The sequence below is a fragment of the Heliobacterium chlorum genome, from assembly GCF_014502795.1.
In the GTDB taxonomy this organism is placed as follows: Bacteria; Bacillota; Desulfitobacteriia; order Heliobacteriales; family Heliobacteriaceae; genus Heliobacterium; species Heliobacterium chlorum.
This window is the reverse complement of the sequence record NZ_JACVHF010000024.1, coordinates 1-16,336: the sequence shown is the minus strand read 5'-3', so window position 1 is coordinate 16,336 and position 16,336 is coordinate 1. Positions and strand designations below refer to the sequence as shown.

Sequence of the window (16,336 nt, the reverse complement as noted above, 5' to 3'; positions counted from 1 at the left end):
GGAGAAAACATGAACCAAAAGCGTTTGCCATTGTTCGTGCAAATCATGGCGATCTCTTTGACATCTATCATCTTATGTATGGCGATGCTGGGAACCGTAATCTACAACTATTTAAACACCACAGACAACTTTGAGCAGGTTTTCAGCAGAACTGCCTCAAGGACGTATGACATCAAAGACGCCCAGGTGGCCTTTACAGGTGCTCTTTTGGATATGCGTGGGTTTCTGTTTTACCCTGATGGAGCAGATACTTATGAAAAGGGCTATCGTGAAAAGATCTCCAAAAGCCTTCGCCTCATCCAAAAGTATAACGGCGATGCTAAACATGCCGATGTTCTAGAGGAAGGCACGATAGCGGAAAAAGCGATCACCGAATACATAAGCCTTGGAGAACGGGTAATTACTGCAAAAAAGACGAACGATCCAATTTTACCTCAACTAACGACGGAAGGTCGGAAACTGGTAACCCAAATCAACGAACAATTTGATAAGCTCAGTGACCTGCAGCGCAACAAGTATATGGTGGCCAATACAGAGGCGATGATCAAAGAAACGCGGCAGCAAACGAATGTGACACTAATTTTCACCGTCATCATTCTCGTAGCGGCTGTGACCATCAGCTACTGGTACGGGCGAAGGATGACCCGGCGTATCATCAATGTCAGTCGGGACTTGGCAACAGTCGGTAAATTAGATTTAACAGGTGCCGATGTGTTGCCTACTCGCAACGACGAGATTGGCGATATGGGAGTAATCATCATCGACATGAAAAAGTCTCTAAAAGATATGGTCGCTCACCTAATGAGCGGAGCCGATACCGTCGCTGCTTCCAGCGTGCAACTGAGTACCGGTGTGGAACAGCAGACCCAAGCAACGGTAAAAGTGTTTGAAAGTATGGCCGAGATTTCATCGGGTATGTCCCAGAGTGCGGACAACGTTACAAGCATATCGGCCGTAGTTCAAGAAGTCTCTGCAGGGGCCGAAGAAATGAGTGCGACCATGACGGAACTGGCCGCAAACACCCAGAAAGCCACGGAGGAAGCCAACACCGGTATGGTTATGCTGGAAGAAGTGGTTGCCCAGAACGAGACGATCGGCCGATCCATGCAAGACATCATTGCTGTGACAGATATTTTGGCTCGAGAATCGGGGAATATCAAAGGTATCGTCACAGTCATCACCACCATTGCCGAGCAGACCAACCTGTTGGCTTTGAATGCCGCTATCGAGGCGGCCCGGGCTGGCGAGGCCGGTCGAGGTTTTGCCGTTGTAGCCGGAGAGGTGCGTAAACTGGCTGAGCAGTGTTCTACCGCTTCGAAGCATATTGAAGAAATTATCGCCAATATGAGCAAAGAGATCGATTATGAAGTTCAAACGGTTGAGCGAGCCAATGCAGAAGCCCAAAAGGGAAGAGAGTCTGCCACGCGCACCCGGCAAGGGTTCCAGTCGATTCTAGAAAAACTGACGACCATCACCAAGGGGCTAGAAGAAGTCGTGGTAGCCGTCGATGAGACGGCGAAGGGAACCCAATCGATCGCGGAAAGTATTCAGTCTGTCAGCGCTGTCGTTGAAGAGACGAGCGCCATGACACAAACGATCACCATCTCTATCGATGAGCAAAGTACCGGTATGCAGACTATCCATAACAACGCCGAAGGACTAGCCAATCTGGGGAAAGATTTAAAAGATTTAGCCTACAAATTCAGAGTCTAAGCCGACATCGAATCATTTAAGGTGTTCAATAGTAGTACAAACAAGTCCGAATTCTTTCGGGCTTGTTTGCGTTTTATGTTTGTTACGAAGGGAGGTAGTTACTGCTGCTCATTTTGTACGAAGAACCCATAAAGGAGAAATGAAGGAACGGCAGGGAGAGATGTGGAAGATAAAGCTTACATTCTCCGGTATATAAGGGGGTACGGGATGACAATCATCTTAAAAAAACCTGTACAGACGAATGCACGAAAAAGAAGAGGTCTATGGCACGTAAGCCTGCTTCTCATCGTCATCCAACTTGTTTTGTTTATCACACCAGCCAGTGCGGCCACTGAGTCGAATCGCCAAGGTTCTCCTCTTTTATCGGGATTTGAACTTGTTGACGAGCGGCCGGTAAAGGATCTCAACGGGATCGGCAAATGGTACCGCCACCGCAAAAGCGGCGCCCAGGTCTTTTACCTGCAAAACGACGACGATAACAAGGTCTTCTCCATCGGTTTTCGCACGCCCGCACCGGATGACAGCGGAATCCCTCATATCATCGAGCACTCTGTCTTTTGTGGATCCCGGAAATATCCTGTCAACGACATGTTGAGCCAGATCCAAAAGGGATCGGTGAACACTTTTGCCAATGCCTTTACTACGGCTGACAAAACCTTCTTCCCCGTAGCCAGCAAAAATGAAAAAGAACTGCGCAACCTGATGGACATTTATCTAGACGCCGTCTTCCATCCGAACTTCTATCAATCTCCGGAGATCTTTTGGCAGGAAGGTGGACACTTCGAACTAGCAAGTCCTGCCGACGAACCGGTCTTTAACGGCATCGTCTATAATGAGATGAAAAGTCACTACACGGCTGTAGACAACCGCCTTGATCGGGCGATCCTAAAATCACTCTTTCCCGATACCCCCTACGAACGCGACGCCATGGGTGATCCGAAAGAGATGCCGAAGCTGACCCGGGACAAGCTGCTGGATTACCACCGGACCTATTATCATCCATCGAACAGCTTTATCTTTCTCTACGGGAATCTGAACATCGATGACACGCTGAAGTTTCTCGACGAGGAATATTTAGGCGATTATGACCAAAGGCAAATCAATGCTTCGATTCCGCTACAAAGGCCCTTTGAAAAGCGACGTACAGTTACCGGAGAATATCCCTTACCCAACAAGGCAGAAAGGGACGGAAATACATACCTCAGTTTAAACTATGGGATCGACGAACCGTTAAGTTCGCAACTGATCGTCACCATGACCATCGTTGATCGTCTCTTGATGGGAACGGCCACTGCACCCGTGAAAACGACCTTGTTGGGTTCTGGAATCGGTAAGGACTCCTACAGTTTTTTGCTGGCCGATATCCAACAGCCTGTCTACAGCATCATCGCTGAAAAGGTTCGTGATGATCGGATCCCCTTCTTCGAATCGACTGTAGAAAAAACCCTTCGGAACTTGGTTCACCAAGGGATCGACCGGGAGCAACTGCAAACGATCATAGACACGGTGGAATATGAAATACGAGAAAGCCAGGCGGGAGCATCTCGAGGCCTGCTGTATAATCAACTCGTCCTCAACAGTTGGATGAACGGCGGACACCCTGCAGCACTGTTGGAAGTGGGAGAAGCGCTGGCTAAAATCAAGCAAGGAGTCTCATCGGGATACTTCGAACAGTTCATCGAAGAGCACCTGTTGAATAACCCCCATAGTTCCCTCGTCACTTTAAAACCAGACTCAGCTGCTGAAAAAGAGGAGCCAATCAAAAGGTCTTTATCTGATTCAGAGAAGAAAATTCTTTTTAGACAACAAAAAGAGTTACAAGACTGGCAGTCCAAGGCGAATTCTTCCGAGAGCATCCCCCGATTGACATTGAAAGAGATAGATCGCCAGGAACAAGCCCTCCCCTTAGAGGAGCGGACGGAGGCCGGAGTCAAGGTGCTCTTTCACCGGCAGTTTACCAACGGCATCGCCTATGTGGACTTCTATTTCGATACGCAGGATGTACCGCAGTCGCAACTGCCTTATCTGTATCTGCTGGCAGAGATGCTAGGAAACGTCAGCACGGATCACCGAAACTATAGGATGATGGACCAGGAACTACATGAACATACAGGCGGGTTGGTCGTCGAACCTTATGTATTCTCACACTATAAAAAGGGAGAATTGATCGCACCAAAACTGCTCATAGGTATCAGCGCTGTGGCCGATCAACTTCCGGCCGCATTGGAACTGCTCGGGGATATGGCCGGACACAGCCGTTTTGACGACGAGCGACGATTGCAGGAGATACTCCACCAGATCCGCACGCACCGCGAAAGTGCTCTTTACGAGGGGGGAGAGTCACTTGCCCTCAGCCGCCTTCAATCGTTCCTATCGCCGGCAGGGCGATATGAGGAACAGGGCGGATACAGTTATAGTCGGTTCGTCATGGATGCAGACGATCATTTTGACAGCAAGGTCTCCGAAATCCGCCGCAACCTGGAACAAGTGGCCCAGCGGGCGTTGAACAAAGATGGATTAATCGTCAGCGTCACCTCAGGCGAAACAGAATACCCGCTCTTTCAACAGAGCGTAGGTCGGCTCGTCAGCGCCTTGAATTCTCAGTACTTTGCGCCCGAGACGTATCGCTTCCCAAAGGCCAATAAAAAGGAAGCCTTCATCACGGCGTCGGAAGTGCACGTTGTGGCGCAAGGCATAAACTACAGCGGGACAGGTCAGCAATACAATGGTCACATGGAAGTATTGCGCAATGTACTTGACCATGGATACCTCTGGGAACGGCTGCGTATGAAAGGCGGCGCCTATGACGCCTTTAGCCAAATAAATGACGGGGGGACCATTCTGCTCGGTTCTGTAGATGATCCGAACGTCAAAGAAACTATCGACGTATATGCTCAGACGGGAGAGTTTTTACGGCGGTTTCAGCCGGATGAACAGGAAATGAACAGTTACATTATTGGCGCTATCGGGGTTATGGATAACCTGTTAGAACCCTGGGAGAAAGGGCGGGTGGCGGCGGCCCACTACATGCGGGGAATAAAACAACAGGATATCCAGCAAATTCGCGATGAAATTTTATCAACAAGCCCTCAAGATATCCGGAACTTTGCGCCGCTGTTGGACACTTTCCGCAGTGCGCAGAACCTAACTGTCGTTGGTAATGGAGAAAAAATTATGCAGAATCAGGACTGCTTTGACAGTGTAGTCGATATTTTCAAATAAATTGGCTACAACCTGAAGGGATTTGGCGGTACATGCAGAAGAAGTCCTTACCGCCTCCGCTAAATAGAAAAAATGGAACTAATATTAGATACATTAAATGGATTCTAGGAATTGTTCTACAAAAAGAGGCGGAGCGGTACGCTTGAAACAAAGCGGATAACCGATTCCGCCTTTTTGCATACCCTGTGTTGGAGTCGGGTTAGGGAGTTGGGGCGATGAAACTGCTACGGGATATGAAGATGGCCTACAAGTTGGTATGCTTTTTTCTACTCATGGCATTGTTGCTCGCCGGGGTAGGTTCCGTCGGGTACTACACAAGCCAGGAAATCTCCGGAAACATGCAAGTCATGTACCATGAACGCATTGTGCCCATGCACCTGATGGACACTTGCCGATCCCAAATCCATGAAGTTGAAGCCCTGAGCATGCAACTTCTCCTAGCTCCTGTCAACCAATCCGATGAGAACAACCTGCTGCTTCGTGCTAACGAGCGATTGGCAGTCATTGATAACTTGTTGCACACCTTTGAAGAGGGGCCCTTAGACGGCCAAGAGCGAAGATGGCTGGAACAACTCCGGCAGGAACTTGGTTTGTATCAGCAAGAACGCTCCCAAGCATTAGCCATGCTGGCTGCAGGCCGGCACCAGGAGGCTTTTGAACATTACCAGAACTCTGGGGCAATTCATTTAGACAATGGGGATGCTCTGCTGCGCGTCTTGAGCGACCATGTCACGGAAATCGCGGCGGAACAAAGCCGACAAGGTGAACAGACAACCTTCTTTTCTGCCGTCATGATCGTCGCCATTTCTTCACTGGCCGTTCTATTGGCCCTGTTGTCGGGAATGTGGCTCAATCGGTTGATCACGAAACCTCTAAAAGCCATGCTGGCTGAGGTGGAAAAGGTAGCTGTTGGTGACTTATCTGGCTTAGAAAGTCAGGTTCCCGCAAAGACAAAAGACGAGATAGGCAAACTGGCGATTGGCTTTAACCAGATGGCCCGGAGCTTAAACGAATACCTCAAGCAGTTGGAAATAAAAAACCGGGAGATTCACCATCAGGCTTATCATGATTCATTGACGGAACTGGCCAACCGTCGAAAGTTTCAGGATCGACTTCAAGAGCTTCTAAAGAACGAAGAGTTAAAGGTTATGGCCATTCTTTTTATCGATCTCGACCGCTTTAAGGATATTAACGACACAATGGGACACAGCACCGGCGATATGCTGCTTAAAGCGGTTGCCCGCCGTCTAATTCATTGTTTGCCCGGAGCCGATACAGTCGCTCGACTCGGCGGCGATGAATTTACGGTAATTTTAGTGGAGCCCCGGGGCAATCTCGTCATCGAAAAAGCTTGCGAGTCGGTTATGCAATCCATCGCCCATCCTTTTGTTCTCAAAGGGCATGAATATTACATTGCTGCCAGTATCGGCATCAGCCTGTACCCGGTAAACGGCGATGATGCAGAGACGCTCGTGCGTGCCGCCGATACGGCCATGTACCAAGCCAAACAGAAAGGAAGAAACAACTACCAGTTCTTCACTTCAGGCATGCACGACGCCATCGCTAACCGGCTTACCTTGGAGAAATATTTGCGCAAGGCTGTCGAGTTTAATGAAATGGAACTGTTCTATCAGCCGAAAGTATGTCTGGAAACAGGGCGTATCATGGGAATGGAAGCGCTCCTTCGATGGAATCACCCGAAGCTTAAGCCCATTTCACCGACGGAGTTCATTCCTATCGCCGAGGAAACCGGCATGATCCTCTCCTTGGGAGAGTGGGCCTTGGTCCAGGCATGCCGGCAAACGAAATCCTGGCAAGAGACAGGGTTGCCTTTTTTGCGGGTCGCTGTCAACTTGTCGCCGAATCAGTTTCACCAACCGGATCTGCCTGAACAGATCCGCTCCATCCTTAAAGATACAGGATTGGATCCACAGTGGCTCGAACTGGAGATTACCGAGAACATCTTGATGGATAAAACGGCAAATACCCTAAACACGCTGCAACAACTGAAATCGCTCGGTGTCTGTATCTCCCTAGATGATTTCGGAACAGGCTATTCCTCCTTTAGCTACCTCAAAGGTTTTCCTATTGACTGTCTGAAAATAGATCGCACTTTCATTCAAGATATACCCCGGAGCTCGAAAGATGCCAATATCGCCAGTGCCATGATTCGACTGGCACGAAACTTGAATATGATCGTCGTGGCAGAAGGTGTGGAGACACAAGAACAACTGGTCTTTTTACAAAACCACCACTGTCACGTGGCCCAAGGCTACATCTTTAGCGAGCCCCTTTCCGTAACGGCCTTTGAGAACTTGATAGAAAAAGGCCGGTATCGGCTCGTGAAAGCGTTAAAAGAAGAAGGCCAGGAGGGTGGCTATTCTTGAGGCAAAAACAAACCAGGACAGGTTGGCCGATGCGATGGCTCGTAGCAAGCGTAATCATGAGCCTCTTAATCTTTTTGACCGGATGTCTGCCTCAAGCTCCGATGAACCCCGGCAGCTTGAAGGTCACGCTGCTCCATGATCCCGGTGGCAGGGGTGACCGTGCCTTCAACGATATGGCCTCAAACGGTGCAGACTGGGCCAAGGCGGAGTTAGGCGATCGTGTGAATCTCCAAACTTTTGCCGTTTCCAATGGCGGTGACAACCGGGAATTGTTATTAAGACTGCAGGGGGAAAGTAAAACGAATCTGGTCATCTGCGCCAGCTATACGTTCACAAAACCGGTTCAAGAAGTGGCAAAGGACTTTCCGGAGACGACTTTTGTCGTGATTGACGGCTACATCCCCGATTTAGCGGCTGACGGTAACATTCTGTGCCTTCGCTTTCGGGAACAGGAAGGGTCCTACCTCGTCGGAGCTGCCGCCGCGATGCAGAGTACAACGGGAAAGGTCGGTTTTATTGGCGGTGCTGATAACGACGTCATTCATAAGTTTGAAGCGGGTTTCGTTGCAGGCGCACATGCCATCAATCCAGCCATCGCTGTATACGTTGATTACATCGGACCGGATGTGAAAGCTTTTCAAAATCCTGATCGGGCCGAGGAGTTAGCACTCCATCAATACGACTTTGGCACAGATGTGATCTACACGGCGGCCGGCGGGTCAGGTGCCGGTGTGATCAAGGCTGCGGAAGCTCGCAAGAAGCTAGTGATCGGTGTCGATTCGGATCAATCGATGATGGTGTCGCCAGGGCAGCGCCCGTACATCCTCACTAGCATGATTAAACGGGTCGATCTGGGTGTCTACGAGATCATTAAAGCCGCCCTTCAAGGAGAATTGAAAGGCGGCTACATGGAATTGGGCATTCCCGAAAACGGTGTCGGTTATGCAGTAAACGAGTATAACCAGGCGAAGGTAGGGCCGATGAATCGCCGGTTGGAAGCTATTCAGAACGATATCGTCAGCGGAAGTATACAAGTACCGGACGAACCGGCTGGCCGCAGGCGCTCCGCAAGAGGAATATAAGTATTTCAAATAAAGCAAGTACGCCGGCCATCGCACAGGAGGAGCCTTTTCCACGAAATCATTCGGCTTCTTCGGAATCAACGACTGTTTTTCGCTGCAATATCCTATCGAGGCACTGACCGAAGCGCTGATCATCATTGGCGCTCCTTTTTTTCGGCCCTTTTGTCCGTCCGCCGCCCCGGCGAAAGCGGGCTTTCATCTCCCGTTCTTCCAACATGAACTCGATGTTGCCGCTCTGGTATTCGCGCCCGCCCGGACTCATACAGTGAACCTGTTTTCCCAGCAGCATCGCCGCCAGTCCCCAGTCTTGCGTGACGGCCACATCGCCCGCTTCGGACAGGTTCATCATCTTGATATCTGTCTCCTGGGGACCGCCGCCTACAGTGACATGATTCTCCGAATCAATCTGGTGACGGTAACTGGCCACGGTCCATACAGGAACATCATACCTTTCTCCGAGCAGCAGACATATCTGTAGCACTGACCGAGGACAGGCATCGGCATCGATGATAATTTTCATGGGTACCTCCGCAACAGTGGTAGTTTATTAAAGGGATCAATTCTTCGGTCATTAATAACCAAAATGTTTAATGACGCAAATAGTGAAATAAAGTATTTGAGACAAAGGTTAATGTATCATATATTCAACGATCCGTTGAGAAATTACATAATGAACAGCTTCACAAACTTGTTGTATTTCTATACATATGTCTTCCAATATATACAGTATACAGACGCTCAAACAGGCCTTTCAGTGGAAGTATACAATATACTTATGCGGTTTCCCACCATTTTTCCTGCGATTAACAGCATTCAGTCTCCAAATCTCTCTGTATTATTGCTATAATGTTATGAAGAAATTCACCACCCTACGGTGGTAGGTAAGGGCAAGCCAATCCGACTGTGAAGCGTGTCCTGCTGGGAGTCCCGCACTGGGGTGTGTCCATCCAACCTCACGTCGGGTTGTTTATATAGCTGCTTATCAAGCAAAAGGAGAGAAAGAGATTGCAAGAGAAGAACTTGATCGGCTTGCCCCCCAAACAGGGTCTCTACGACCCCCAGTTTGAGCGTGATGCCTGTGGCATTGGTTTTATCGCCAATATCAAGGGGAAAAAGTCCAACGAGATCGTCCACCAAGCCCTGACTGTCCTCATCAACTTGGATCACCGGGGCGGTCAAGGCGCGGAAACAAATACCGGTGACGGTGCAGGGATTTTGATGCAAATCCCCCACACCTTCATGGAGCGCGAATGTGCCGCCGTGAACGTCACTCTTCCCACCCCTGGGCAATATGGTGTCGGCATGCTCTTCTTGCCTCCAGACCCGGAACAACGGGCTAATTGTGAACAAGCCCTGGAGCGGATCATCGCCGAAGAAGGCCAAACCCTCCTCGGCTGGCGGACCGTCCCCACGGATAACTCTTCCCTCGGGGAAGTGGCCAAAGCGGCTGAACCTTTTGTTCGCCAGGTCTTCATTGAAGCCGATGCTGCGACGAAAGCCAAGCTGGCTGGCGGCGACGCCCAAGCAGTAGAGCGCAAACTCTATGTCATCCGCAAGCGGGCCGAAAATGAGATCCGCCATGCCAATATGGCCGGCGGCAACTACTTCTATTTCTCGAGCCTCTCCTCTCGGACTATCGTTTATAAGGGCATGCTTACGCCGGCCCAAGTCGATAAATACTTTGTGGAACTGAAAGACCCGGCCATCGAAACAGCGCTGGCTCTCGTCCACTCCCGTTTCAGCACGAACACCTTCCCCAGCTGGGAACGGGCTCACCCCAACCGCTATATGATCCATAACGGCGAAATCAACACCCTGCGCGGCAACGTCAACTGGATGCATGCCCGCCAGGCCATGTGCCAGTCCGATCTCTTCGGTGACGACCTGGCGAAGGTCATGCCCGTCATCGACACCGATGGCAGCGACTCGGCCATGTTTGATAACTGCCTCGAATTCCTCTACCTGACCGGCCGCTCCTTGCCCCATGCTGCCATGATGATGATCCCTGAACCCTGGGCCAATCATGAAAGCATGAGCGATGAGAAAAAGGCCTTTTACGAATTCCATAGCTGCATGATGGAGCCCTGGGACGGCCCCGCTGCTGTCGTCTTCTCCGACGGCCGATACATCGGCGCCGCTCTGGACCGCAACGGCCTCCGTCCGGCCCGTTACTATGTCACCAAGGATGACATGATCATCCTCTCTTCTGAAGTGGGCGTGCTCGAAGTGCCCGCCGAAAACGTCGCTATTAAAGAGCGCCTTCGTCCCGGTCGTATGCTCCTCGTCGACACAGAAGAAGGCCGTATCATCAGCGATGATGAACTGAAAAACACCATGGCCGCTGAGCAGCCCTACCGGGCTTGGCTCGATGAGCACATGACCCATCTGGAAGATCTGGCTGACGCACCGGAAGTGCCGGAACCGGATCATGACAGCGTGCTCCTTCGCCAGCAGGCTTTTGGCTACACCTACGAAGAACTGACCAAGACCATCGAACCGATGGGTAAAAACGGCGTTGACCCGATTGGCGCCATGGGCAACGATGCGCCGCTGGCGGTTCTTTCTGATAAGCCGCAGCTTCTCTATAACTACTTTAAGCAACTCTTCGCTCAGGTCACCAACCCGCCCATCGATGCCATCCGTGAAGAGATCATCACGGCTTCCGGCACTACTATCGGACCGGAGAAAAACCTGCTCAAACCGGAACCGGAAAGCTGCCACCAGATTCACATCAAAGCACCGGTGCTCAGCAATGAAGAACTGGCCAAGCTGCGCTTTGTCCAACAAGGCGGCTTCAAATCAGCCACCTTGCCTATCCTCTATACCGTTAAAGAGGGCAGTGCCGGTTTGGAAAAAGCCCTCGATGAACTGTGCAGCGCCGCTGACCAAGCGATCGCTGACGGTGCCAATCTGCTCATCCTTTCTGACCGCGGCATCGATAAGGACAAAGCGCCCATCCCTGCGTTGCTGGCTGTCTCCTGCCTGCACCACCACCTGATCCGCAAAGGTACCCGCCTGAAAGCGAGCCTGCTCTTAGAATCGGGCGAGCCTCGGGAAGTGCACCACTTTGCCTTGCTTCTCGGCTACGGCGTCAGCGCCATCAACCCCTACATGGCTTTCGAAACCCTTGATGACATGATCCGCCAGGGCATGATGACGGGTCTGACCCATAAAGAAGCCGTCAAAAACTATATCAAGAGCGCCAGCAAAGGCGTCGTCAAAGTCCTGTCCAAGATGGGCATCTCCACCATCCAGAGCTATCGCGGCGCCCAGATCTTTGAAAGCGTCGGCATTAGCCAGGATGTCATCGATAAATATTTCACCTGGACCCCCTCCCGGATCGGCGGCGTCGGCCTGGCCGAGATCGCCAAAGAAGCGGAAATGCGGCATTGGCGTGCCTTCAACGACCAGCCTGGCCGAGACATGACCCTCGACACCGGTTCTGTCAGCCAGTGGCGTACCGACGGGGAAGAACACCTCTTCAACCCTGAATCGATCACGAACCTACAGAGCGCCTGCCGTGCGAATGACTACAAACTGTTCAAGAAGTACTCGGCTGCCCTCGACGATCAGACCCAGAAGCTGAAAACGCTCCGGGGCTTGCTGAAGTTTAGTAAAAAGAACCCCATTTCCATCGATGAAGTGGAATCGGTCGAATCGATCTGCCGGCGCTTCAAAACCGGCGCTATGTCCTTCGGCTCCATCAGCCAGGAAGCCCATGAAGCGATGGCCATCGCCATGAACCGCATCGGCGGCAAGAGCAACACCGGTGAAGGCGGCGAAGACCCGGCCCGCTTTGTCAAAGAAGCGAACGGCGACTGGAAACGGAGTGCCATCAAACAGGTCGCTTCCGGCCGTTTCGGCGTCACCAGCCACTATCTGGTCAATGCCGACGAAATCCAGATCAAGATGGCCCAAGGCGCCAAGCCGGGTGAAGGCGGTCAGCTCCCTGGAGCTAAAGTCTATCCCTGGGTGGCCAAAGTCCGCGGCACCACGGCCGGCGTCGGCCTTATCTCGCCGCCGCCCCACCATGACATCTACTCCATCGAAGACTTGGCCGAACTGATTCACGACCTGAAAAATGCTAACCCCCGGGCTCGCATCAACGTGAAGCTCGTCTCTGAAGTCGGCGTCGGCACCATCGCCGCCGGTGTGGCGAAAGGCCGGGCCGACGTGGTGCTCATCTCCGGTTATGACGGCGGCACCGGCGCTTCCCCGCGGACCAGTATCCGCCATGCCGGCCTGCCTTGGGAACTAGGCCTCGCCGAAACCCATCAGACCTTGCTTCTCAACAACCTCCGTGACCGCATCGTCGTGGAAACAGACGGCAAACTGCTGACCGGACGCGATGTCGTTATGGCTGCATTGCTCGGTGCCGAAGAATTCGGTTTTGCTACTGCTCCCCTCGTCGTTCTGGGCTGCGTCATGATGCGCGTCTGCAACCTCGACACCTGCCCCGTCGGTGTGGCCACCCAAAACCCCGAACTGCGGAAGAAATTCACCGGCGATCCTGAGCATTTGGTCAACTTCATGCGCTTTATCGCCCAAGAAATGCGTGAATACATGGCGGAACTCGGCTTCCGCACCATCGACGAGATGGTAGGCCGTACCGATGTCCTGGAAGTCAACGATGCCATTAAACATTGGAAAACCCAAAACATCGACCTCTCGGCGCTGCTCTTCCAGCCCAACGTACCGGAGACCGTGGGTCGCTACTGCAGCCACTCTCAGGATCATGGCCTCGATAAATCCCTCGACATGCGTGAACTCGTACCCATGTGCCGCCGCGCCCTCGAACGGGGAGACAAGGTCGAAGGCAAACTCAAAGTCAAGAACACCGACCGTGTCGCCGGTACCATCCTGGGTAGTGAAGTGACTCGCCGTTATGGCGGTCAAGGCTTGCCCGAAGACACCATCAAGCTGTACTTCGAAGGCTCTGCCGGTCAAAGCTTTGGCGCCTTTGTGCCCAAAGGTATGACCCTTATCCTCGAAGGTGATGCCAACGACTACTTCGGCAAAGGCCTCTCCGGCGGCAAGCTGGTCGTCTTCCCCTCGGCCAAAGCTGATTTCGTCCCTGAAGAAAATATCATCACCGGTAACGTCAACTTCTATGGTGCAACCTCCGGTGAAGCTTATATCCGTGGCGTCGCCGGCGAACGCTTCTGCGTCCGCAACTCCGGCGTTAAGGCTGTCGTCGAAGGTGTCGGCGATCACGGCTGTGAATACATGACTGGCGGTCGTGTCGTCGTCCTCGGCAAAACAGGTCGGAACTTTGCAGCCGGTATGTCCGGCGGCGTCGCCTATGTCCTCGATGTAGACGGTCAGTTCGCGAACCGCGTCAACAAAGAGATGGTCTCCCTGGAAACGCTCGAAATCGAGGCTGAGATCCAGGAAGTCAAGGGCATGATCGAAAACCATGTCCAGTACACCGGCAGCAGCGTAGGCCGCAACCTGTTGGAAGACTGGACGGCGAGCCTCGCGAAGATCGTCAAAGTCATTCCCAAAGACTACAAGCGGATGCTGGAAGCCATCGAGCGCGCCAACCAGGCGGGCTTAAGCGGCGAAAAAGCCATCATGGCCGCCTTTGAAGAAAACAAAAACGATAAGTCTCGCGTCGGCGGGAACTGATCTGCTGACAAAATTCGAATCGCCTGCCCCTAGGAAGCGGTGCAGGCGATTCGAGCGGAACATGTCGGCAGAATCGGAAATTGAATAAATGTAGGAGGAACGGCCATGGGCAAACCGACTGGATTTATGGATTATACACGCCAGCTTCCCGCCGACCGGGAGCCGCTGGAACGGATTAAAGACTGGGGAGAATTCCACTACCACCTGTCTGAAGAAGAACTGAAAAAACAAGGGTCACGCTGCATGGACTGCGGCGTTCCCTTCTGCCACACCGGCATGATGATCAACGGCATGGTCTCCGGATGTCCCTTGCATAACCTGACCCCCGAATGGAACGATCTCGTTTACCGGGGCCTCTGGAAGGAAGCCTGGATGCGCCTGCGCAAGACCAGCAGCTTCCCTGAATTCACCGGCCGCGTCTGCCCGGCTCCTTGTGAAGGCGCCTGCACCGCCGGCCTGGCAACCAACCCGGTCACCATCAAAAACATCGAATGCTCTATCATCGATAAAGCCTATGAGGAAGGCTGGCAAGTGCCCAACCCGCCGGCTGTTCGCACAGGCAAAAAAGTGGCTGTCATCGGCTCCGGTCCTTCGGGCCTCGCTGCAGCCGACCAACTGAACAAAGCCGGTCACAGTGTCACCCTCTTCGAGCGGTCTGATCGGGTTGGCGGCTTGCTCATGTACGGTATCCCCAACATGAAGCTGGACAAGAAAGTCGTCCAGCGCCGTGTCGACCTCATGATCGCCGAAGGCGTCAATGTCGTCACCAGCTGTGAAGTCGGCAAAGACTACCCTGTAGACAAACTGAAAGCCGAATTTGACGCTGTCGTCCTCTGTGGTGGCTCCACCAAGCCCCGTGACCTGCCTGTCGAAGGCCGGAACCTCAAAGGGGTCCACTTCGCTATGGAGTTCCTGGCGGCCAATACGAAGAGCCTCCTCGACTCAGAGCACAAAGATGGAAACTTCATCTCTGCCGAAGGCAAGGACGTCATCGTCATCGGCGGCGGTGATACCGGTACCGACTGCGTCGGCACCTCCATCCGTCACCAATGCAACAGCGTCTACCAACTCGAGATCATGCCTCAACTGCCCTTGGAACGGGCCGCGAACAACCCCTGGCCGCAGTTCCCCCGGGTGCATAAGGTTGACTATGGTCAAGAGGAAGCGATCGCCCTCTATGGAGCCGATCCGCGGAACTACTGCATCACCACGAAGAAATTCGTCGGCGATGAAAACGGTCATGTCAAAGAAGTCCATACTGTCCAGATCGAATGGGTCAAAGACGAACAGGGCCGCATGATTCCGAAAGAAATCGCCGGCACCGAAAAAGTCTGGCCGGCTCAACTGGTCCTCTTAGCGATGGGCTTCCTCGGCCCCGAAGACCAACTGCTCGCCCAACTCGGCGTCGACCGGGACCCCCGTTCCAACGTCAAAGCTGAATTCGGTTCTTTCGCCACCAACGTAGAAGGCGTCTTTGCCGCCGGCGACATGCGCCGTGGCCAGTCCCTCGTCGTCTGGGCCGTCAGCGAAGGCCGTGGCGCTGCGCGGGAAGTGGATAAGTATTTGATGGGGACGACGAATCTAAAATAGTTTTTTTAGTGCATAGTATTTGCAGGGAACCCTAGATAGTTAACCTCTGAATAGTATATTAATGGGAAGCAGACCAATTATTTGGCCTTGCTTCCCATCTTCTATTGGTGTAGAATCTTGAATCTAAGGTCAAGAGCTGCCAAACGATAAAGGTTTCATGATATTTTAAGAGTAAGGTGTCTCACTATAAAAGTGGTACCATTGATGAATAAGGTTTTCCGAAAAAAGTTAGCTGGTTACCAAAAAATACATTTGACACTTCGGCGATTATCTGATAAATTTATATCTCGTCAGGACGACGGCGGCATCGCCAAGTGGTAAGGCAAAGGTCTGCAAAACCTTTATTCCCCAGTTCGAATCTGGGTGCCGCCTCCAATAAAATTTGGGCGATTAGCTCAGATGGTTAGAGCGCTTGCTTGACATGCAAGAGGTCAGCGGTTCGATTCCGTTATCGCCCACCATTTGCCTCGGTAGCTCAGTCGGTAGAGCAGAGGACTGAAAATCCTCGTGTCGGTGGTTCGATTCCGCCCCGAGGCACCATCCATCGGAGGGATTCCCGAGTGGCCAAAGGGAGCAGACTGTAAATCTGCCGGCTCTGCCTTCGAAGGTTCGAATCCTTCTCCCTCCACCATCTAATGATCCATTAGCTCAGTTGGTAGAGCACCTGACTTTTAATCAGGGTGTCGCTGGTTCGAGTCCAGCATGGATCACCAT

7 protein-coding genes and 5 tRNA genes are annotated in these 16,336 nt (G+C 52.3%); 11 read left to right on the top strand and 1 reads right to left on the bottom strand.

The annotated features are described in order from the left end of the window. The first annotated feature begins 9 nt into the window (after nt 1–9). From H1S01_RS16385 to H1S01_RS16370, 4 genes are all read left to right on the top strand, one after another. A complete protein-coding gene (locus H1S01_RS16385) occupies nt 10–1,713 on the top strand; it encodes a methyl-accepting chemotaxis protein (protein WP_188041482.1) in 1,704 nt (567 codons plus the stop codon). A 207-nt stretch (nt 1,714–1,920) separates the two neighbouring features. Further along, nucleotides 1,921–4,935 (top strand): insulinase family protein, encoded by a 3,015-nt coding sequence (locus H1S01_RS16380; protein ID WP_188041481.1) that lies wholly within the window; start codon nt 1,921–1,923, stop codon nt 4,933–4,935. A 215-nt stretch (nt 4,936–5,150) separates the two neighbouring features. After that, nucleotides 5,151–7,322: a putative bifunctional diguanylate cyclase/phosphodiesterase gene (locus H1S01_RS16375; RefSeq protein ID WP_188041480.1), complete on the top strand. Its 2,172-nt coding sequence runs from the start codon at nt 5,151–5,153 to the stop codon at nt 7,320–7,322. Next, nucleotides 7,319–8,404, top strand: a complete 1,086-nt coding sequence (locus H1S01_RS16370; protein WP_188041479.1) for a BMP family lipoprotein — start codon at nt 7,319–7,321, stop codon at nt 8,402–8,404. Before H1S01_RS16375 ends, H1S01_RS16370 begins: the two co-directional genes overlap by 4 nt. 58 nt (nt 8,405–8,462) lie before the next feature. Here H1S01_RS16370 and H1S01_RS16365 read toward each other — a convergent pair whose 3' ends face one another. Continuing rightward, nucleotides 8,463–8,924, bottom strand: coding sequence for a YaiI/YqxD family protein (locus H1S01_RS16365; protein WP_188041478.1), 462 nt, complete (start codon nt 8,922–8,924; stop codon nt 8,463–8,465). Nucleotides 8,925–9,409: 485 nt separating this feature from the next. Here H1S01_RS16365 and gltB point away from each other — a divergent pair, with 485 nt between their 5' ends. From gltB to H1S01_RS16330, 7 genes are all read left to right on the top strand, one after another. Then, the gene (gltB, locus tag H1S01_RS16360) at nt 9,410–14,032 is read left to right on the top strand and encodes a glutamate synthase large subunit (protein WP_188041477.1); all 4,623 of its coding nucleotides are present in this window, start codon (nt 9,410–9,412) and stop codon (nt 14,030–14,032) included. 105 nt (nt 14,033–14,137) lie between these two features. After that, nucleotides 14,138–15,622: a glutamate synthase subunit beta gene (locus H1S01_RS16355; protein ID WP_188041476.1), complete on the top strand. Its 1,485-nt coding sequence runs from the start codon at nt 14,138–14,140 to the stop codon at nt 15,620–15,622. Between the two features lie 300 nt (nt 15,623–15,922). After that, nucleotides 15,923–15,997 (top strand) — tRNA-Cys (locus H1S01_RS16350). 9 nt (nt 15,998–16,006) lie between these two features. Then, nucleotides 16,007–16,083: transfer RNA gene (locus H1S01_RS16345), tRNA-Val, on the top strand. Between the two features lie 3 nt (nt 16,084–16,086). Next, a tRNA-Phe gene (locus H1S01_RS16340) sits at nt 16,087–16,162 on the top strand. 6 nt (nt 16,163–16,168) lie between these two features. After that, a tRNA-Tyr gene (locus tag H1S01_RS16335) sits at nt 16,169–16,253 on the top strand. Nucleotides 16,254–16,259: 6 nt separating this feature from the next. Continuing rightward, a tRNA-Lys gene (locus tag H1S01_RS16330) sits at nt 16,260–16,335 on the top strand. Nucleotide 16,336: the final 1 nt, after the last annotated feature.

Bases quoted from the DNA above. Each gene is read 5' to 3' on its own strand.
- H1S01_RS16385 (WP_188041482.1), top strand. From the start codon at position 10: ATGAACCAAAAGCGTTTGCCATTGTTCGTGCAAATCATGGCGATCTCT.
- H1S01_RS16380 (WP_188041481.1), top strand. From the start codon at position 1,921: ATGACAATCATCTTAAAAAAACCTGTACAGACGAATGCACGAAAAAGA.
- H1S01_RS16375 (WP_188041480.1), top strand. From the start codon at position 5,151: ATGAAACTGCTACGGGATATGAAGATGGCCTACAAGTTGGTATGCTTT.
- H1S01_RS16365 (WP_188041478.1), bottom strand. From the start codon at position 8,924: ATGAAAATTATCATCGATGCCGATGCCTGTCCTCGGTCAGTGCTACAG.
- H1S01_RS16355 (WP_188041476.1), top strand. From the start codon at position 14,138: ATGGGCAAACCGACTGGATTTATGGATTATACACGCCAGCTTCCCGCC.